This window comes from Pseudomonas palleroniana, assembly GCF_022836895.1.
Lineage (GTDB): Bacteria > Pseudomonadota > Gammaproteobacteria > Pseudomonadales > Pseudomonadaceae > Aquipseudomonas > Aquipseudomonas palleroniana.
On sequence record NZ_CP092411.1, the window covers coordinates 4875672 to 4893946 of the forward strand.

The window sequence follows — 18275 nt, forward strand, 5'->3', positions numbered from 1 at the left end:
AAAGCGGTCTATCAGCTGACATATCTACTGACTGACACGCCGTATTCACGAGCAAGCCCGCACACAATTGAAGGTCGTTGCCGGTCTAACGCGGTACCAGGTCCAGGCATACCGAATTGATGCAGTAACGCAGGCCGGTCGGCGGTGGGCCGTCCGGGAACACATGACCCAGATGGGCATCACACTTGGCGCAGGTGACTTCGGTACGGATCATGCCGTGGCTGACATCGCGGATCTCGATCATCGCGCTGTCGGCAATCGGCGCGTAGAAACTCGGCCAGCCGCAGCCCGAATCAAATTTCGTGGTGGAGTCGAACAGCGGCTCATTGCAGCAGACGCAGTGGTACACGCCGTCGGTCTTGGTGCCATTGTATTTGCCGCTGAAAGGTCGCTCGGTGCCCTTGAGACGGCACACGTTGTACTGCTCTGGATCGAGCATCGCCTTCCATTCATCAACGGTTTTCTGCAACTTTTCCATCGGTACACCTCGGCAACTGAAAAACCCTGATCTGTGTCTTTTCCATGGATCAGGCGGCACGTATGATTGCGCCTCTTCAAAACGCCAGTCTGGCACCCACGCTACCGGCATTCAAACGTATTTATCGGATTCACAGTACGGTAGTGTCCACACCGTCTGGATCGTTCATTTTCAGGATCACATCGCCATGCAGGTCAGCAAATCGAACAAGCTCGCCAACGTCTGCTACGACATTCGCGGCCCGGTGCTCAAGCACGCCAAGCGCCTGGAAGAGGAAGGCCATCGCATCCTCAAGCTGAACATCGGCAACCCGGCGCCCTTTGGTTTCGAAGCGCCGGACGAAATTCTCCAGGATGTGATCCGCAACCTGCCGACCGCCCAGGGCTACAGTGACTCCAAGGGCCTGTTCAGCGCACGTAAAGCCGTGATGCAGTACTACCAGCAGAAGCAGGTCGAAGGTGTCGGCATCGAAGACATCTACCTGGGCAACGGGGTGTCCGAGCTGATCGTGATGTCCATGCAGGCCCTGCTCAACAATGGCGACGAAGTCCTGGTGCCGGCGCCGGATTATCCGCTGTGGACCGCCGCCGTGACCCTCGCCGGTGGCCACCCGGTGCACTATCTGTGCGACGAAGGCGCCGACTGGTTCCCGGACCTGGCCGACATCAAGGCCAAGATCACCCCGAACACCAAGGCTCTGGTGATCATCAACCCGAACAACCCCACCGGTGCCGTGTACTCCAGGGAAGTGCTGCTGGGCATGCTTGAACTGGCGCGCCAACACAACCTGGTGGTGTTTTCCGACGAGATCTACGACAAGATCCTCTACGACGACGCCCTGCACGTGTGCACCGCCTCCCTGGCACCGGACCTGTTGTGCCTGACCTTCAACGGTTTGTCCAAGTCCTACCGCGTCGCCGGTTTCCGCTCTGGCTGGATCGCCATCTCGGGCCCCAAGCACAACGCCCAGAGCTACATCGAAGGCATCGACATGCTGGCCAACATGCGCCTGTGTGCCAACGTGCCGAGCCAGCACGCGATCCAGACCGCCCTTGGCGGGTATCAGAGCATCAATGACCTCGTGCTGCCCCAGGGCCGCCTGCTGGAGCAACGCAACCGTACCTGGGAGCTGCTCAACGCGATTCCTGGCGTCAGTTGCGTGAAACCCATGGGAGCGTTGTATGCCTTCCCGAGGATCGACCCGAAAGTGTGCCCGATCCTCAACGACGAGAAGTTCGTGCTCGACCTGCTGCTGTCGGAAAAGCTGCTGGTGGTCCAGGGCACCGCGTTCAACTGGCCATGGCCGGATCACTTCCGGGTAGTGACCCTGCCGCGCGTGGATGACCTGGACATGGCCATTGGTCGCATCGGCAACTTCCTCAAGTCCTATCGCCAGTAATGGACCTATCGCTGTACGGCCCTCATTCGGTCGTACAGCGAGCATCTGGCAACACTTCTCTGCCCTGCTTCTCCGTCCTCCCTGTGGTTGCCCCCACTAATCGGCAAGCCCCCTATAATTACGGGACGGCAGGGTAAAAGTGGGGTGATGAAGGCAAGCTTGGTGGGTCAGAAAATCCTTTCAAGGCTCTACGTTCAGACTGTAGGACACAGTTTGAAATAGTCGCTCGGTTGAATCACCCCATCCCGCACCTTATATACCCCGCAGTACGCGACATATTAAGCCTGAGGAGAACTCTACAACCATGATGCGCATCCTGCTGTTTTTGGCCACTAACCTGGCGGTCGTGCTGATTGCCAGCATCACCCTGAGCCTGTTCGGCTTCAACGGGTTCATGGCGGCCAACGGGGTTGACCTGAACCTCAATCAGCTGCTGGTTTTCTGTGCGGTCTTTGGTTTCGCCGGCTCGCTGTTCTCGCTGTTCATCTCCAAGTGGATGGCGAAGATGAGCACCAGCACCCAGGTCATCACCCAGCCACGCACCCGACATGAGCAATGGTTGTTGCAGACCGTTGAGCAGCTGTCCCGTGACGCCGGTATCAAGATGCCCGAGGTAGGCATTTTCCCGGCTTATGAGGCCAACGCATTCGCCACCGGCTGGAACAAGAACGACGCGCTCGTGGCGGTGAGCCAGGGCATGCTGGAACGCTTCTCATACGACGAAGTGAAAGCGGTGCTGGCCCACGAGATCGGCCATGTGGCCAACGGTGACATGGTCACCCTGGCATTGGTACAAGGGGTGGTGAACACCTTCGTCATGTTCTTTGCGCGAATCATCGGCAACTTTGTCGACAAGGTGATCTTCAAGAACGAAGAAGGCCGCGGTATCGCCTATTACGTGGCGACCATCTTTGCCGAACTGGTACTGGGCTTCCTGGCCAGCGCAATCACCATGTGGTTCTCGCGCAAACGGGAATTCCGTGCAGACGAAGCCGGTGCCCGCCTGGCCGGCACCGGGGCAATGATCGCAGCGCTGCAACACCTGCGCTCCGAACAGGGCCTGCCGGTACACATGCCGGACAGCCTGACGGCATTCGGTATCAACGGCGGCATCAAACAGGGCATGGCTCGCCTGTTCATGAGCCACCCACCGTTGGAAGAGCGGATCGACGCATTGCGCCGTCGCGGCTGATTCCCGGTAACGCAAAAGGGGCGATTATATCGCCCCTTTTTTGTGACCGTGGTTTATACCCTGGTTAACCGATAAGCGCGCTCTTCAAGGCGAGTGACGCCATCCTGCACAAACTTCCAGCTTTCACCCAGGATGTCCTGCTCCTGCAACACCTCCAGCGTCCACCGCTCACCCAATAGCTTGTGCACTTCCTCGTCAGTCACCGCAAACGGCGGTCCGGCTTTTTGTATCTGCTCGTAATCCAGAGTGATCAACAGCCCCTGGCAACCTGGCCGCAGCAGCGTGTTCAGATGCTCGACGTACTGCACACGCATCAACGGCGGCAACGCGATCAAGGCGGCGCGGTCATAGAGCGCAGTGCAATCAGCCAACGGCTCAGCGCCCAAGGCAAAAAAATCACCACACCAGATCTCGATCAGACCCGCCTGATACACCTTGAACACTCCCCGCTCGCTGATTCGCGGGGTCAGGTTCTGCTCGCTGAAAAACGCTTCGACCGCCTGCTCCGACAGCTCCACACCCAACACCCGCAACCCTTGGCTGGCCAGCCACATCAAGTCCAGGCTCTTGCCACACAGCGGCACCAGCACCTTGGAGCCTTCAGCGACGGACAATAGCGGCCAGTGTCGTTGCAGATAAGCGTTGACTTGCGGCAGGTGAAAGCCAATCTGATTGCGCGCCCAGCGTTCCCGCCAAAATTTGGGTTCCATGAATCACCCTGAAAATTCGATCAAAAGGGGTTAAAACTTATATTAGATTTAGATCAATGATCTGATTGAAGATGGGCCATGTTAACGCTCAGGACCCGACTTATGCTCCCTAGCCTGTTTATTTCTCATGGATCTCCCATGCTTGCCCTGCAACCCGGCGCCAGCGGCCCGGCACTCCAACGCCTTGCCGCCGAACTGCCACGGCCGAAGGCGATTGTAGTGGTGTCGGCGCATTGGGAAAGCGACCAGTTGCTGGTCAGCGGCAGCGCTGCCCCGCAAACCTGGCATGACTTCGGCGGTTTCCCACGTGAGCTGTTTGCCGTGCAGTATCCTGCGCCCGGCAACCCGCAATTGGCTGGCCGGATCGTCGAACTGCTGCATGCCGATGGTCTGGATGCGCGCATTGATGAGCGCCGCCCCTTTGACCACGGGACATGGGTGCCTTTGTCGCTGATGTACCCGGCGGCGGATATCCCGGTGGTCCAGGTGTCCCTGCCCAGCCGCATGGGCCCTGCCCTGCAAACCCGGGTCGGACATGCCCTCGCCGAGCTGCGTGAACAGGGCATCTTGCTGATCGGCTCCGGCAGCATCACCCATAACCTGGGTGAACTGGACTGGCATGCGGGGCCGCAGAGCATCGAACCATGGGCGCGGGACTTCCGTGACTGGGTGGTGGACAAGCTTGCCGCCGACGATGAAGCGGCCTTGCATGATTACCGTCGCCAGGCACCGAATGCGGTACGCAGCCATCCCAGTGATGAACACCTGCTGCCGCTGTACTTTGCGCGCGGCGCCGGAGGGACATTCAGCGTGGCACACCAGGGTTTCACTATGGGAGCACTGGGCATGGACATCTATCGCTTCGGTTAACCGCCGGGCAAAAAAAATCCCCGACCAGTCGGGGATTTTTTATGTGCGATCAATCAACCCAAGGGCGGATCAATCTTCGCGGTAGCGACGCAGTTTGAGCTGCTTGCCGGCAACGCGTGTGTCTTTCAGCTTGGCCAGCAGTTTTTCCAGGCCGTCTTCCGGCAGCTCCACCAGAGAGAAGCTGTCACGCACCTGGATACGACCGATGGCTTCACGTGCCAGGCCACCCTCGTTGAGGATAGCGCCCAGCAGGTTCTTGGCAGCAATACCATCACGCGCACCCAGCGCGGTACGGCAACGAGCACGGCCTTCAGCCAATGGCACCGGAGCACGACGCTCGCGATCACCACGGTCTGGACGGTCACCGGAACGCTCTGGACGATCACCGCGTGGCGCGCTGTTCGGCACCAGTGGGCGTTCTTTCTCGATGGCAGCCAGGGTCAGGGCCTGACCGTTGGTGGCTTTACGCAGCAGGGCTGCAGCCAGAGCGCGCGGGGTGCAACCGATATCGGCGGTCAGGCGGTCCAGCAGGTCGCCATGGGTCGATTCAGCGTCAGCCACCAGCGGCGACAGGCTGTTGGTCAGCTTCTTGATACGAGCATCGAGAACTGCCTGGGCATCCGGCAGGCGGACTTCGGCAACTTTCTGACCGGTTACGCGCTCGATGACTTGCAGCATGCGGCGCTCACGTGGAGTCACCAGCAGCAGTGCACGGCCTTCGCGACCCGCACGGCCGGTACGGCCGATACGGTGAACGTAGGACTCCGGGTCGTACGGCATGTCAACGTTGAACACGTGAGTGATGCGTGGAACGTCGAGACCACGAGCCGCCACGTCGGTTGCGACAACGATGTCCAGGCGACCATCCTTGAGGGAGTCGATGACGCGCTCACGTTGGTTCTGGGCGATGTCACCGTTCAGCGCAGCGGCTTTGTAGCCCTTGGCTTCCAGGGCACTGGCCAGGTCCAGGGTCGCTTGCTTGGTGCGCACGAACATGATCAGGGCATCGAAGTCTTCGACTTCCAGCAGGCTCAATACAGCCGAGGTCTTCTGGTCAGCGTGAACCAACAGGTGAGCCTGTTCGATCGCGGTAACGGTCTGAGTCTTGGTCTGGATCTTGACGTGCTCCGGGTCGCGCAGGTGGCGTTCGGCAATGGCACGGATCGACTGTGGCAGGGTGGCCGAGAACAGTACGGTCTGACGGGTCGGTGGCAGAGCCTTGAAGATGACTTCCAGGTCATCCATGAAGCCCAGCTTCAGCATTTCGTCAGCTTCGTCGAGAACCAGGTGGTTCACGGTCGAGAGGACTTTTTCGTCACGACGCAGGTGGTCGCACAGACGGCCCGGAGTGGCGACAACGATCTGTGCACCATTACGGATTGCCTTGAGTTGTGGGCCCATGGGCGCGCCGCCGTAAACGGCCACAACGGTCACGCCCGGCATTTGCTTGGCGTAGGTTTCAAAGGCGGTTGCTACTTGCAGCGCCAACTCACGGGTTGGCGCCAGGATCAGGGCTTGCGGTTCGCGCTTGGCAGGATCGATGCATTGCAGGATAGGCAGGGCGAAGGCAGCGGTTTTACCGGTACCGGTTTGCGCCTGGCCAATCATGTCTTTGCCGGCCATGATGATCGGGATCGATTGCTGCTGAATCGCCGAAGGCTCTTCGTAGCCGGTCGCTGCGACGGCTGCAAGAATATTCGGGTTAAGATTAAAAGCGGCGAAGCCGCCGGTTTCCTGGGTCATGGGTCTGCCTCTAAGTGCATCCGCAAAGACCCATGCTCCAAAGCTGCGCATGCCGTGTTGAGACTCAAGAGTCGCCCTGGCTGCTTTGTCGGCGGGGATTTGCGAAAACGAATGAATGAAAAAGATTCGTCAAGGAAGAGTCCGCTGTGCGGACGTGCAGCCGAAGCTGACTTCGGGGAATTGCGCTACCTAAACGCGGCCCGGTTAAAGGCCGGCGCGCACTATACCGGAAATAGCTGAAAAAGGGAGCTTTTTTTATCGCAAAGCACTGATAAACCGCGCTGTATCACAGCCTTTGCAGAGAAGAGCAGCAAGGTCTATTTTTCAAAGGCCCGGCCCTGTTGGTCAAAACACTTAAACGGTTCACCTGCCGATTGAGACCCTTTGGTCTGAAACCCTTCCCTACGCCCGAGGGCACCCCGATGAATCAAGCCAGCAGCAGCCGCGTCAGCCGTGCACTCCAGGGCCATGTCCTGCTACTGGGCCTGGACCGGGTGGCCAAACGCAATGCTTTTGATCTGGATCTGCTCAATGCGCTGAGCCTGGCGTATGGCGAATTTGATCGAAATGATGACGCCCGGGTGGCGGTGGTATTTGCCCATGGCGACCACTTCACCGCCGGGCTGGACCTGGCCAATGTCAGTGCTGTGATGGCCGGCGGTTGGCAGCCGCCGCTCGGAGGGTGCGATCCCTGGGGAGTGTTCGCCGGCCCCCGCGTGAACAAACCGGTGATCGTCGCGGCCCAGGGTTACTGCCTGACCCTCGGGATCGAGTTGATGCTCGCGGCGGATATCAATCTGTGCGCCAGCAACACGCGTTTTGCGCAGATGGAGGTCCAACGCGGGATCTTTCCATTTGGCGGCGCGACACTACGTTTTCATCAAGTCGCCGGCTGGGGCAATGCGATGCGCTGGCTGCTCACCGGCGACGAGTTCGACGCCCATGAAGCCCTGCGCCTGGGGCTGGTTCAGGAGGTGATGGCCAGCGAAGACCTGCTACCGCGCGCCATCGAACTCGCCAACCGGATTGCGCGCCAGGCCCCGCTCGGCGTACAGGCCACGTTGATGTCGGCACGCATGGCGCGCAATGAGGGCGAGACCGTCGCGGCCGCCGCGCTGCCACCCATGGTGGAGAAGTTGCTCAACAGTGAAGATGCCAAGGAAGGAGTCCGGGCGATGATCGAGAAGCGTCCGGGGGTGTTCAAGGGTATTTGAATTGGCTGGGCCCGCCATCGGAACAAGCCCCCTCCCCCATTTGCAATGAGTTCCAAGTGTGGGAGGGGGCTTGCCCCCGATGGCGCCGGCACAGCCAACTAAGTCGCCGGCCGAATCACCTTGATCAGCGACTGCAACGAATAACCCAGGCGCGGCGCCAATGCTTCGGCGCGGGCCGAGAGTGCATCCAGGTCCAGTTCCTGATCCAGCTCGGAAGGCACCAGCAAAATCACATTGCCCTCCTTTACCGGCAGCTCCCAGTAATGCCGGTGGTACAACCCACGCAGCAACGCAGCGCCCAGTGGCTTGCCATCGTCCGTGGCCCATTGGTTGATCACCAGCCAACCGCCAGGGTTGAGTTTCTTCTGGCAGTCTTCCAGGAACGTCCAGGCCAGGTGCCCGACACCCGGGCCGACATCGGTGTACAGGTCGACGAAAATCAGGTCGGCCGACTCGGCACTGCCAAGCAATTGCAGGGCGTCGCCAATGCGGATGTACAACCGCGGGTCATCGTCCAACCCCAGATATTCAATCGCCAGGCGCGGCACATCCGGGCGCAGCTCAATGGCTTCGACGTCTTCCAGCGGCAGGAACTTGAGGCACGCCTGGGTCAGCGTACCGGCGCCCAGGCCGAGAAACAGCGCACTCTCCGGCTGTTCATGGCACAACGCACCAATGAGCATGGCACGGGTATAGTCGTACTCCAGCCAGCTCGGGTCGGCGGTGAATACGCAGCTTTGCTCGATGGCATCACCAAATTCGAGAAACCGGTAATCGGCCACTTCGAGCACGCGGATCATGCCGAAATCATCATGGACTTCGGCCAACAGGTGCTCGACACGCTCCTCGCTCATCACGACTCCTAATGGGTTTGCCGCTCGGCAAAGGCGCGATTGTCGGCCAAGCGGCAGCAGCAGGTCACGCACTAATTGCTGATAACATCCGCTCTACCGACAACCCAACCAACGAGTTCATGATGAGCCAACCCTGGAGTCCCGACAGCTGGCGCACAATGCCGATCCAGCAACAACCCCAGTACCCGGATGCAGCCCACTTGCTGCAAGTGGAAAAAAACCTGGCGAGCTACCCGCCGCTGGTATTTGCCGGGGAAGCCCGTGAACTGCGCCGTCAGTTCGCCGAAGTGACCCAGGGCCGCGCCTTCCTGTTGCAAGGAGGCGACTGCGCCGAGAGCTTTGCCGAGTTTTCCGCCGCCAAAATCCGCGACACCTTCAAGGTGCTGTTGCAGATGGCAATCGTGATGACCTTTGCCGCCGGCTGCCCGGTGGTGAAAGTCGGGCGCATGGCCGGCCAGTTCGCCAAGCCGCGTTCGGCCAACGATGAAACCATCGACGGCATCACCCTGCCCGCGTACCGCGGCGATATCGTCAACGGGATCGGCTTCGACGAAAAAAGCCGCGTGCCGGACCCCGACCGTCTGTTGCAGTCCTATCACCAGTCCACGGCCACCTTGAACCTGCTGCGCGCCTTCGCCCAGGGCGGTTTCGCCGACCTGCACCAGGTACACAAGTGGAACCTGGACTTCATCGCCAACTCCGCCCTTGCCGAGAAATACAGCCAGTTGGCCGACCGCATCGATGAAACCCTGGCCTTCATGCGCGCCTGCGGCATGGACAGCTCGCCGCAATTGCGCGAAACCAGCTTCTTCACCGCCCACGAAGCGCTGCTGCTCAACTACGAACAAGCCTTCGTACGCCGCGACAGCCTGACCAACGACTATTACGATTGTTCGGCCCATATGCTGTGGATCGGCGACCGCACCCGTCAGTTGGACGGCGCCCATGTCGAATTCCTGCGTGGGGTGAACAACCCGATCGGGGTCAAGGTCGGCCCGAGCATGAACCCGGACGACCTGATCCGCTTGATCGATATCCTCAACCCGGACAACGACCCCGGCCGCCTCAACCTGATTGCCCGCATGGGCGCCAACAAGGTCGGTGATCATCTGCCCGACCTGATTCGCGCCGTGCAGCGCGAAGGCAAGCAGGTGCTGTGGAGCTCCGACCCGATGCACGGCAACACCATCAAGGCCAGCAGCGGCTACAAGACCCGCGACTTTGCGCAGATCCTCAGTGAAGTGAAGGAGTTTTTCCAGGTTCACCAGGCCGAAGGCAGTTACGCCGGCGGGATTCATATCGAAATGACCGGGCAGAACGTCACCGAATGCATCGGCGGTGCACGACCGATCACCGAAGATGGTTTGTCGGATCGTTATCACACCCACTGCGACCCGCGGATGAACGCCGATCAGTCGCTGGAGCTGGCGTTTTTGATTGCTGAAACATTGAAGCAGGTCAAGCGCTGAGGTTTGAGCCGCCTGCACTGACGCCATCGCGAGCAAGCCCGCTGCCACATTTGCCCACGTACTTCCTTTGGAACGCGGTCGAGTGTGGGAGCGGGCTTGCTCGCGAAGAGGCCCTAAAGACCACCCTCCCCATAAAGCATCGCTCGCCGCAAGCGGTCGGCACTCGGTCTCTGGCAATTGAGCTGCACCTGCTCCAGCCCGAGCCAGTCGGCCATCTGGCGCAAATTAAGCGCCAGCGCCAACATCCCCTGCTCATCCAAGCCCGGCTCTTGCTCGTGCACCGCATGCACAGCCAACTGACCGTTAGCGCGCTCAGCGCGCAGATCCACGCGCGCCGCTATCCGCTCGTGATGCAGAAACGGCAGCACGTAGTAGCCATATACGCGCTTGTCTTGCGGGGTGTAGATCTCCAGTCGATAACGGAAATCAAACAATCGCTCGGTACGGCTGCGCTCCCAGATCAGCGAATCGAAGGGCGACAGCAATGCACTGGCCGCCACCTTGCGCGGCACTTTCGGCTCGGGCAGACAATACGCCGCAGCCTTCCAGCCTTGTACGCGGCAGGTCAGCAACTGCCCTTCTTCAACCAACTCCGCCAGGCGGTTGCGACTGTCGGCAGGGTCCAGGCGAAAGTAGTCGCGCAAGTCCTTTTCAGTGGCCACTCCCAACGCCGTCGCGCTGTGCAACAACAAGCTGCGCTGGGCTTGCGCCTCGTCCACCGAGGCGTGAAGCATTTCGCCGGGGATCACCCGCTCCGGCAAATCATAGAGCCGCTCAAAACCACGCCGCCCCGCAACGGTGACCAGGCCTGCGGCAAACAGCCATTCCAGCGCGTGTTTTTCCTCACTCCAGTCCCACCAGGGCCCAGCGCGCTCCTCGCGGGTCGACAAACTGCCCGCCCCCAACGCGCCTCGTTGCTCGACGGTGCGCAGGACGCGCTGGATAGTGGCCTGTTGCTCGCGCCCGAAACGCGCCATCTGCGCATAGATACCCTGCCCCTGCCTGGCCCGCTCCATGCGCCAGCGCAGCAGCGGGTACAGCGCCATAGGCAGCAACGATGCTTCATGCCCCCAGTATTCGAATAACGAACGATGGCGCCCCTGGCTCCAGGCGGCCTGCTCGAGTATCGATGGCGAGTAATTGCCCAGACGGGAAAACAGCGGCAGGTAATGGGAGCGCACCAGCGCGTTGACCGAATCGATCTGCAACACACCCAGACGCTCGATCAAGCGGTTGAGGTGTGTTGCCTTGATCAGGGCTGGCGCCTGGCGCCCGGAAAAACCCTGGGCAGCCAGCGCCATGCGTCGAGCTTGCTTGAGTGAGAAAGACAGGTCGACGGGCATGGGAATCTCCATGGGAACTCGCCCACCACCCTACTGCATCCTGGCTCACTTTCGCAGGGGGTCCTGCCAAAAGTGCAAGTGCCGCTCCTGCTCCACATCGGCACGATTGAGCCCGATGTCCTTGAGCGCGTCGTCACTCAGGCTCGCCAGCATCTGACGCTCGTGATACAGCGTCTGCCAGCGCGCCAGGGCATGCAACAGCCCGGAAAACGGACGCTTCGCCATCAACACAAAACCGGTTTGACCTTTCATCTTTTCGCCCTCCTGTGGGGATGACGAAAGTGTGTGCCAGGCACTATGATCAATCCAACGAATGTTTCTTATGCAATACATCTCGGAGATTGATCAATTGTCCAGCTTCCCAAGTATCGACACCGAGGTGCTGCGCACCTTCGTCGCCATCGCCGACCAAGGCGGTTTCACGCGGGCTGGAGAGCTGGTCAACCGAACGCAGTCGGCGGTGAGCATGCAGATGAAGCGCCTGGAGGACGACGTCCTACAGCGCAAACTGTTCGAACGCGACGGTCGCCAGGTGCGACTGACTCCCGAAGGCCAGGTGCTGCTGGGCTATGCCCGGCGCATCCTGAAATTGCACAGCGAAGTGTTCAACACCCTGCGTGAACCGCATATGGTGGGGCTGGTGCGCATCGGCACACCGGACGATTACGTGATGCGCTTCCTGCCGGGCATTCTCAAGCAGTTCTCCAAGGCGTATCCGCTGATTCAAATCGAGATGCACTGCGAATCGTCAACGGTGCTGATGCAGCGACGTGACCTCGCATTGACTGTGGTCAGCCGCGAACCTGGCAACGAAATCGGCGAGTTATTGCGTACGGAGCGCATGGTATGGGCGGCTTCACCCTGCTTCTGCGTAGACGAGCACGAAGCCCTGCCGCTGGCGATGTCTGGCGCGGATTGCCTCTACACGCAATGGGCGCGCTCCGCGCTGGATGCGGCCGGACGGGATTATCGCCTGGCCTACCACAGCTCCAACGTGGCGGCGATCCAGGCGGTGGTCAACGCTGGCCTCGCGGTCATGGTCAGCATGGAAAGCCTGGTGACCGACGACCTGCGCATACTGGGCAAGGACGAGGGTCTCCCGCCATTGCCCTCGATGAATCTGCACCTGCTGCGCAACCCGCAGATGACCTCGCCCATCACCGAATGCCTGGCAGCGTACATCCTCGAAGGCTTCAAACCTTAAAGGTCAGCATCACCGCGCACACCACGAGGAACGCGCAGAACAGGCCACGCAGCACACGTTCCGGCAGTGCATGGGCGACCTTCACGCCCCAACTGATACTGAGCAGGCCGCCGATTGCCAAGGGGATGCCGATCATCCAATCCACTTGGTGGTGCCAGGCATAGGTCACCAGGGTCACGCCGGTGCTGGGCAGCGCCAAGGCCAGCGACAAACCTTGTGCGACCACTTGAGTGGTACCGAACAGGCTGGTCAGCACCGGCGTGGCAACCACCGCGCCACCGACCCCAAACAACCCGCCCATGGAGCCTGAGACTGCACCGAGCACCCCCAGCCATGGCCAGGAATAACGCATCTGTGCAGTCGGCGGCGCATTGCGGGTGAACATGCGCAACAGGTTGTACGCCGAGAGCGTCAGCAAGAACGCGATAAACCCCACGCGCATGGCGCCGGCATCCAGGCCCACCGCCCAGATCGAACCGAGCCAGGCGAAGCTGAAGCCCATGACGCCCAAGGGCAATGCATGGCGTAACTCGATGCGATTGCGCTGGTGGTAACGCCACAGAGCCAGCATCACGTTGGGCACCACCATCACCAACGCCGTACCTTGGGCGATCTGCTGATCCAGGCCGAACAACACGCCCAGCACCGGAATCGCAATCAGCCCGCCACCAATGCCGAACAGGCCGCCCAACGTGCCGAGGGCCGCACCCAGTAGCCCATACATCACAAAATCCAACACCGCCATCACTCCACACTTCCGGTCTGTGCATGCTACGCAGTCGGCCCTGGCGCGGAAACGCACAGCAACGCACAATGGCTTTGCCAATTTCGCATAAGCGCTCAGTGATGAATCCCAATACGCTCACCGACCAACTGAGCCTGTTTCTGGATGTATTGGAGACGGGCAGTTTTTCCGCCGCAGCACGCCGCCATCCCCTGACGCCCTCGGCGGTCGCCCGACGTATCGACAGCCTGGAAAGCTCTGTAGGCAGCCGCCTGTTCCTCCGCAGCACCCACGCGGTGGTGCCCACGCCGGCAGGCCTGGCCTTTGCCGAGCGGGCGCGCCGGATCGTCGGTGAGTTGCAATTGGCCCGGGCTGAAGCGGTGTCCTTGAGCCATGCGCCGGAAGGCCTGATTCGTGTGGATGCGCCGGCGGCCTTCGGGCGGCGGCACCTGGCCCCGGTGATTGCGGATTTTTTGAATGTCTATCCCGGGCTGGATGTGCACCTGCACCTGATCGACAGTTTTGTCGATATGCAGGGTGCGCACTTGGGCAAGGTCGACCTGGTACTGCGCGCCGGGCATATCGTCGACACCCGCCTGATCGCCACTCCTCTGGCCAGCATCGTACGTATCGCCTGCGCCAGCCCGGCCTATCTGAAAGCGCGGGGTACGCCCACCCACCCCCGGGAGCTGAGCGAGCACGACGGCCTCGACTGGGACGGCCTGGCGCCGATGTTCGCCTGGCGCTTCGAGCTGGACGGGCGCCGCGCCACCTATCGCCCGCAGCGCATCCGCATGAGTGCCAATAATGCCGAAGCTCTGCTGTCCGGCGCGTTGGCCGGGCTGGGGATTGCCCACCTGCCCACTTGGCTGGCCAGTGAATACCTGGTCCGTGGCGAGTTGCTGCCCCTGTTCTGCGAAAACGGCCTGCCCAGCCCGGAAACCGCCGGGATCTATGCGCTGCGCCTGGAGCAACAGGCCAATGCGCGCAGCCGGTTGTTGCTCGAGTACCTCAAATCCCGCTTCAGCCCGGTGCCGCCTTGGGATCTGGCACTGCAAAACGGTCTGGTTTGACCGCCGGGATAGAATTACCTGGCGCATTAAACATTTGCCCGCTAGATTCCAGGCAATACCCGCTTTCGAGACACCGCCATGAGCAAAAATCCTGCCCCTTGCCAATCCCTGATGCTGGACAATCAGCTGTGCTTCGCCCTGCACTCCACCTCGTTGCTGATGACCAAGGTCTATAAGCCACTGCTGCAAGCCCTCGGCCTGACCTATCCGCAATACCTGGCCATGATGGTGCTGTGGGAAGAGGACGGTTTGACCGTCGGCGAAATCAGCAACCGCCTGCTGACCGATCCGGGCTCGCTCACCCCGCTGCTCAAACGCCTGGAGGCCGAGGGCTTGCTCAGCCGCACCCGCAACCGCGAGGATGAGCGGGTGGTGGTCGTGGAACTGACGGACAGCGGCCGCGCCCTGCAGGATAAAGCCATGGGGATTCCCCAGTGCATCCTCGGCGCCAGTGGTTTGGAGCTGGAGCAATTGCGCAAGCTGCAGGCTGACCTGGTTGCCTTGCGCAGCAACCTGCAAAGCTCAATCTAATCGCGGTGAAGCTCTAAAATGTGGGAGGGGGTTTGCTCCCGATTGCGGCGTGTCAGCTATTGATAAGCTGGCTGATCCACCGCAATCGGGAGCAAGCCCCCTCCCACACTGGTTGGTGGTAGGGCATAAAAATTTATAAATTTATCTTGCGCACTAAACATTAGCGCTATACATTCATCTCACCAACTACTTAGCGCGCAAATAGTTAGCGCTAATAACAAAGAGGAAACGCCATGCAAACGCTCTATACCGCAGTAGCCACCGCCACCGGCGGCCGTGATGGTCGTGCCGTCTCCAGCGACAACATCCTCGACGTCAAACTCTCCACCCCCAAGGAACTGGGCGGTGCTGGCGGCCAAGCCACCAACCCTGAGCAATTGTTCGCCGCCGGTTACTCGGCCTGCTTTATCGGCGCGCTGAAATTCGTCGCCAGCCAGACCAAGCGCAAGGTTCCGGATAACGCGTCGATCACCGCCCACGTCGGCATCGGTCAAATCCCCGGTGGTTTCGGCTTGGACATCGACCTGCACATCAGCCTGCCGGGCCTGGCCCAGGACGATGCGCAAAGCCTGGTCGACGCCGCGCACCAAGTGTGCCCGTATTCCAACGCCACTCGCGGCAACGTCGACGTACGCCTGCACGTAACCGTCTGATTTATAGACGCCCACAAAAAACCCGACTCAAAGTCGGGTTTTTTTCGTATCGAGGTAGCCAGAATTACTTCTTGGCGCGACCTTTGTACGAACCACCTTCACGGGTGTCGATCTCGATCATGTCGTCGATTTCGATGAAATCGGCTACTTGCAGTTCGGTGCCGTTAGCCAGCTTGGCAGGCTTCATTACCTTGCCCGAAGTGTCGCCGCGAGCGGAACCTTCGGTGTAGGCAACCTTACGCACGATAGTGGTCGGCAGCTCTACGGAAACCAGGCGCTCTTCGAAGAAGATCGCTTCGCAAACGTCGGTCATGCCTTCTTCGATGAACGGCAGAACGGCTTCGATATCTTCAGCGTTCAGCTCGTACATGGTGTAGTCGGTGGTGTCCATGAACGTGTAGGTGTCGCCGCTGATGAAGGACAGGGTCGCTTCTTTGCGGTCGAGGATCACGTCGTCCAGCTTGTCGTCGGCACTGTAGACAGTTTCAGTCTTGTAACCGGTCAGCAGGTTCTTCAGCTTGGTCTTCATGATCGCGCTGTTACGACCCGACTTGGTGAACTCAGCTTTCTGAACCAACCAAGGGTCGTTGTCGATACGGATCACGGTACCGGGTTTCAGTTCTTTACCAGTTTTCATTGCAGATATCCGAAATTTGGATGGGATTTACAAAATTCAAGGTGGCGTATCATATCCAACTTTCATAAAACTGTACCAGCGCCGTCGCAAGATCGGCCTGCAAGCCCTGTTCCAGACACCATGTTTGCGCGTGCTGGTTCACCTCCGGCCAGTGCTCCAGCAACATTTTCCACGACTGTGCCATATCGCCATCAGCGTTCCAGGCTTGCCAAAGTGTGACTACGGCAGCACTGGCTGCCGGTGACAAGGCGGCGGTGTACAACTGCAGGAAGGCGTCGAGTTTATCCAGGTGGATATCTTCATCCTGGCGATAAATGTGCCAAAGCATTGGCCGCCCCGCCCACTGCGCCCGCACGAACGAGTCTTCGCCGCGCACCGCGTTGAAGTCGCAGCACCACAGCAAGCGGTCATATTGTTCCTGGCGCACGAACGGCAACACCTGCACGGTCAGGGCCGCGCGCTGATGAATATCACCTGCTGCCAGGCCCTCCACCCCCAGCCAACGTTGCACATCGCCGAGGATGCGGCCCTCCGGCACCAATAGATGAGTGGCACGCCCGTCCGTCGCCAACACGTCCAGCCAACTGGCCAACCCAGCATTTTCATAGGCAAACAGCGAGATCAATCGCGCATCAGTTGCCGGAAACACTCCCAGGGTCTGCAGGAATTGTCGTTGCGCCGGCACATCTTGTTGAAAAGCCTGGCGCTGCTCCAGCAACCCTGCCTCGCGCAAAAGACCGCCTGTGCCCGGGCGAAAACCGGGGAAGAAGAAATACTTCTGCACGCCCTTGAACTTCACCGACGGCAGGCGATGGCAACCCACCACCCACTCTTCGGCACTGAGGTAATCCAGGTTCATCCACAGCGGAACGCGTTCGCGCTCGGCCATGGCTTCCATGTAGGCCGGCGGCAATTGGCAGGCAAAAGCGGCGATCACGACATCGGCAGATGGGGCGCCGGGCCAGTCGGCCGGCCAGTGGCGCACCTCGACGCCGTCCTGCCATTGCTGCGGCGACCGCACATCAATCTCAGGGCACATGCGCTCGAAGGCCCGCAGATCATCAACCCACAAACACACTTCGCACCCATGCTCCACCACCAGTTGCCGGGCCAGGCGCCAGGTCACGCCGATGTCGCCGTAGTTGTCGACAACACTGCAAAAAATATCCCAGCGGGCTTTCATTCCGGGCTCCAACGATCAAAGGCTCGATTGTCCGCATAAATGCGCCAATGCAGAAGGCTTGATCGCGATTATTCTGCACAGTGGCTGTGCGACAATCGTCGCCACGCCATCAATGCCCGCCAGGAGGCCATCATGTCTGATCGTTCGCTGCCACTGTTCAAGCTCAGTGTCGCCATCGCGTTTGGTGTATGGCTGGGGTTTGTCGCCATCGTGCTGACGAGCTGGCTCGCGTCGCGCTATGTGTTCCCGCAGAGCCTGGCGCCGGTCGCCCAGGCCGTTCAACAATTAGGCAAACCTGCCGTCGTCACACCCGAGCCGCCGAACCGTATGTTCGAGCAATACACCGACAACCTGCGCAAACAGGAACAGCAGCAATCCCTGGACCAGGCCCGCAACAATGTGCGCAACCTGAACAACCCCAAATGCCAGTTCTGGTTGCAGCAAGATCAGAACGCTCCCAATGAAAAGAGCCGGGCCAATGTCCTGCAATTTTGCGAATGACCCCACTGCCCATGAATAAACATGCCGTCCACTCGTTGATCCTGGAAAAACTCAGCGTCGACCTCGACATTGCCCAGCGCGCCGCGCAGACCGCCTACGAAACTGCGACCCACGAAGAAAACATCGCAGAAAACAAATACGACACCCTTGGGCTGGAGGCCTCCTACCTGGCAACCGGCCAGGCCAGGCGCGTCGAGGAAATCAAGCAAGCGCTGTCGCTGTGCCAGAACCTGCCACTGCGGGCCTATGACGATCAGCGTGGCATTGAAATCGGCGCCTTATTAGGCCTGGAAGACGAGAATGGCCGCCAGCAATGGCTGTTCCTGGCACCGGATGGGGCAGGCTTGAAGGTGGATGTGGTGGGGCAGCCGGTGACCGTCATCACCCCGCGATCGCCCTTGGGCAAAAGCCTGCTGGGCAAGTTCGAAGGGGATGAGGTGGAGATTCTGGTGGCGGGCGCTCGGCAACACTTTACGGTTACCGAGGCCAAATGACGG

At 60.2% G+C, this 18275-nt stretch carries 20 protein-coding genes; 11 read left to right on the plus strand and 9 right to left on the minus strand.

The window, feature by feature from the left end; all coding sequences use genetic code 11:
- Window positions 1–85 precede the first annotated feature (85 nt).
- Window positions 86–478, minus strand: coding sequence for a peptide-methionine (R)-S-oxide reductase MsrB (gene msrB / locus MJP36_RS21745; protein ID WP_060753272.1), 393 nt, complete (start codon window positions 476–478; stop codon window positions 86–88).
- Between the two features lie 187 nt (window positions 479–665).
- On the opposite strand from msrB, the gene MJP36_RS21750 reads away from it, so the two are divergent.
- Window positions 666–1877 carry a pyridoxal phosphate-dependent aminotransferase gene (locus MJP36_RS21750; RefSeq protein WP_244383988.1) on the plus strand — a complete coding sequence of 404 codons (1212 nt, stop codon included), beginning with the start codon at window positions 666–668 and terminating at the stop codon, window positions 1875–1877.
- 304 nt (window positions 1878–2181) lie between these two features.
- The gene (gene htpX, locus MJP36_RS21755) at window positions 2182–3069 is read left to right on the plus strand and encodes a protease HtpX (protein WP_060753271.1); all 888 of its coding nucleotides are present in this window, start codon (window positions 2182–2184) and stop codon (window positions 3067–3069) included.
- A 53-nt stretch (window positions 3070–3122) separates the two neighbouring features.
- Here htpX and MJP36_RS21760 read toward each other — a convergent pair whose 3' ends face one another.
- Entirely contained in the window at window positions 3123–3779 is a 657-nt protein-coding gene (locus MJP36_RS21760) for a thiopurine S-methyltransferase (protein ID WP_244383989.1), read from the minus strand.
- Between the two features lie 102 nt (window positions 3780–3881).
- On the opposite strand from MJP36_RS21760, the gene MJP36_RS21765 reads away from it, so the two are divergent.
- Window positions 3882–4649 carry a DODA-type extradiol aromatic ring-opening family dioxygenase gene (locus MJP36_RS21765; protein WP_060753269.1) on the plus strand — a complete coding sequence of 256 codons (768 nt, stop codon included), beginning with the start codon at window positions 3882–3884 and terminating at the stop codon, window positions 4647–4649.
- A 69-nt stretch (window positions 4650–4718) separates the two neighbouring features.
- Here MJP36_RS21765 and MJP36_RS21770 read toward each other — a convergent pair whose 3' ends face one another.
- Window positions 4719–6392 carry a DEAD/DEAH box helicase gene (locus MJP36_RS21770; protein ID WP_016972326.1) on the minus strand — a complete coding sequence of 558 codons (1674 nt, stop codon included), beginning with the start codon at window positions 6390–6392 and terminating at the stop codon, window positions 4719–4721.
- Between the two features lie 422 nt (window positions 6393–6814).
- Between MJP36_RS21770 and MJP36_RS21775 the strand changes: the two genes are divergently transcribed.
- On the plus strand, window positions 6815–7606 hold the full coding sequence (locus MJP36_RS21775) for a crotonase/enoyl-CoA hydratase family protein (protein WP_104995899.1): 792 nt from the start codon (window positions 6815–6817) through the stop codon (window positions 7604–7606).
- Between the two features lie 98 nt (window positions 7607–7704).
- On the opposite strand, the gene MJP36_RS21780 is transcribed toward MJP36_RS21775, so the two are convergent.
- Window positions 7705–8460, minus strand: a complete 756-nt coding sequence (locus MJP36_RS21780; RefSeq protein WP_060753267.1) for a spermidine synthase — start codon at window positions 8458–8460, stop codon at window positions 7705–7707.
- Between the two features lie 122 nt (window positions 8461–8582).
- Between MJP36_RS21780 and MJP36_RS21785 the strand changes: the two genes are divergently transcribed.
- Entirely contained in the window at window positions 8583–9929 is a 1347-nt protein-coding gene (locus MJP36_RS21785) for a class II 3-deoxy-7-phosphoheptulonate synthase (RefSeq protein WP_244385656.1), read from the plus strand.
- Window positions 9930–10042: 113 nt separating this feature from the next.
- Here MJP36_RS21785 and MJP36_RS21790 read toward each other — a convergent pair whose 3' ends face one another.
- Window positions 10043–11272: a winged helix-turn-helix domain-containing protein gene (locus MJP36_RS21790; RefSeq protein WP_161548834.1), complete on the minus strand. Its 1230-nt coding sequence runs from the start codon at window positions 11270–11272 to the stop codon at window positions 10043–10045.
- A gap of 45 nt (window positions 11273–11317) precedes the next feature.
- Entirely contained in the window at window positions 11318–11524 is a 207-nt protein-coding gene (locus tag MJP36_RS21795) for a DUF1127 domain-containing protein (protein ID WP_060753265.1), read from the minus strand.
- A gap of 70 nt (window positions 11525–11594) precedes the next feature.
- Here MJP36_RS21795 and MJP36_RS21800 point away from each other — a divergent pair, with 70 nt between their 5' ends.
- Window positions 11595–12476, plus strand: a complete 882-nt coding sequence (locus MJP36_RS21800; protein WP_104995897.1) for a LysR family transcriptional regulator — start codon at window positions 11595–11597, stop codon at window positions 12474–12476.
- On the opposite strand, the gene MJP36_RS21805 is transcribed toward MJP36_RS21800, so the two are convergent.
- The gene (locus MJP36_RS21805; protein WP_161548880.1) at window positions 12466–13215 is read right to left on the minus strand and encodes a sulfite exporter TauE/SafE family protein; all 750 of its coding nucleotides are present in this window, start codon (window positions 13213–13215) and stop codon (window positions 12466–12468) included. The two genes, MJP36_RS21800 and MJP36_RS21805, sit on opposite strands and share 11 nt — an antisense overlap.
- Before the next feature lie 107 nt (window positions 13216–13322).
- Between MJP36_RS21805 and MJP36_RS21810 the strand changes: the two genes are divergently transcribed.
- The 3 genes from MJP36_RS21810 to MJP36_RS21820 all read left to right on the plus strand — a co-directional run bounded on the left by MJP36_RS21810 (window position 13323) and on the right by MJP36_RS21820 (window position 15457).
- Window positions 13323–14273 carry a LysR family transcriptional regulator gene (locus tag MJP36_RS21810; protein WP_244383990.1) on the plus strand — a complete coding sequence of 317 codons (951 nt, stop codon included), beginning with the start codon at window positions 13323–13325 and terminating at the stop codon, window positions 14271–14273.
- 78 nt (window positions 14274–14351) lie between these two features.
- Window positions 14352–14804, plus strand: coding sequence for a MarR family winged helix-turn-helix transcriptional regulator (locus MJP36_RS21815; protein ID WP_244383991.1), 453 nt, complete (start codon window positions 14352–14354; stop codon window positions 14802–14804).
- Between the two features lie 233 nt (window positions 14805–15037).
- Window positions 15038–15457, plus strand: a complete 420-nt coding sequence (locus MJP36_RS21820; protein WP_060753261.1) for an organic hydroperoxide resistance protein — start codon at window positions 15038–15040, stop codon at window positions 15455–15457.
- 64 nt (window positions 15458–15521) lie between these two features.
- Here MJP36_RS21820 and MJP36_RS21825 read toward each other — a convergent pair whose 3' ends face one another.
- Both MJP36_RS21825 and earP read right to left on the minus strand, forming a co-directional pair.
- Window positions 15522–16094 carry an elongation factor P gene (locus MJP36_RS21825; protein WP_016975379.1) on the minus strand — a complete coding sequence of 191 codons (573 nt, stop codon included), beginning with the start codon at window positions 16092–16094 and terminating at the stop codon, window positions 15522–15524.
- A 49-nt stretch (window positions 16095–16143) separates the two neighbouring features.
- Window positions 16144–17277 carry an elongation factor P maturation arginine rhamnosyltransferase EarP gene (gene earP, locus MJP36_RS21830; protein WP_104995894.1) on the minus strand — a complete coding sequence of 378 codons (1134 nt, stop codon included), beginning with the start codon at window positions 17275–17277 and terminating at the stop codon, window positions 16144–16146.
- 132 nt (window positions 17278–17409) lie between these two features.
- Here earP and MJP36_RS21835 point away from each other — a divergent pair, with 132 nt between their 5' ends.
- Together MJP36_RS21835 and MJP36_RS21840 are read left to right on the plus strand one after the other, a co-directional pair.
- Window positions 17410–17778 carry a hypothetical protein gene (locus MJP36_RS21835; RefSeq protein WP_060753259.1) on the plus strand — a complete coding sequence of 123 codons (369 nt, stop codon included), beginning with the start codon at window positions 17410–17412 and terminating at the stop codon, window positions 17776–17778.
- An 11-nt stretch (window positions 17779–17789) separates the two neighbouring features.
- A complete protein-coding gene (locus tag MJP36_RS21840) occupies window positions 17790–18272 on the plus strand; it encodes a GreA/GreB family elongation factor (RefSeq protein ID WP_090372223.1) in 483 nt (160 codons plus the stop codon).
- Window positions 18273–18275 lie beyond the last annotated feature (3 nt).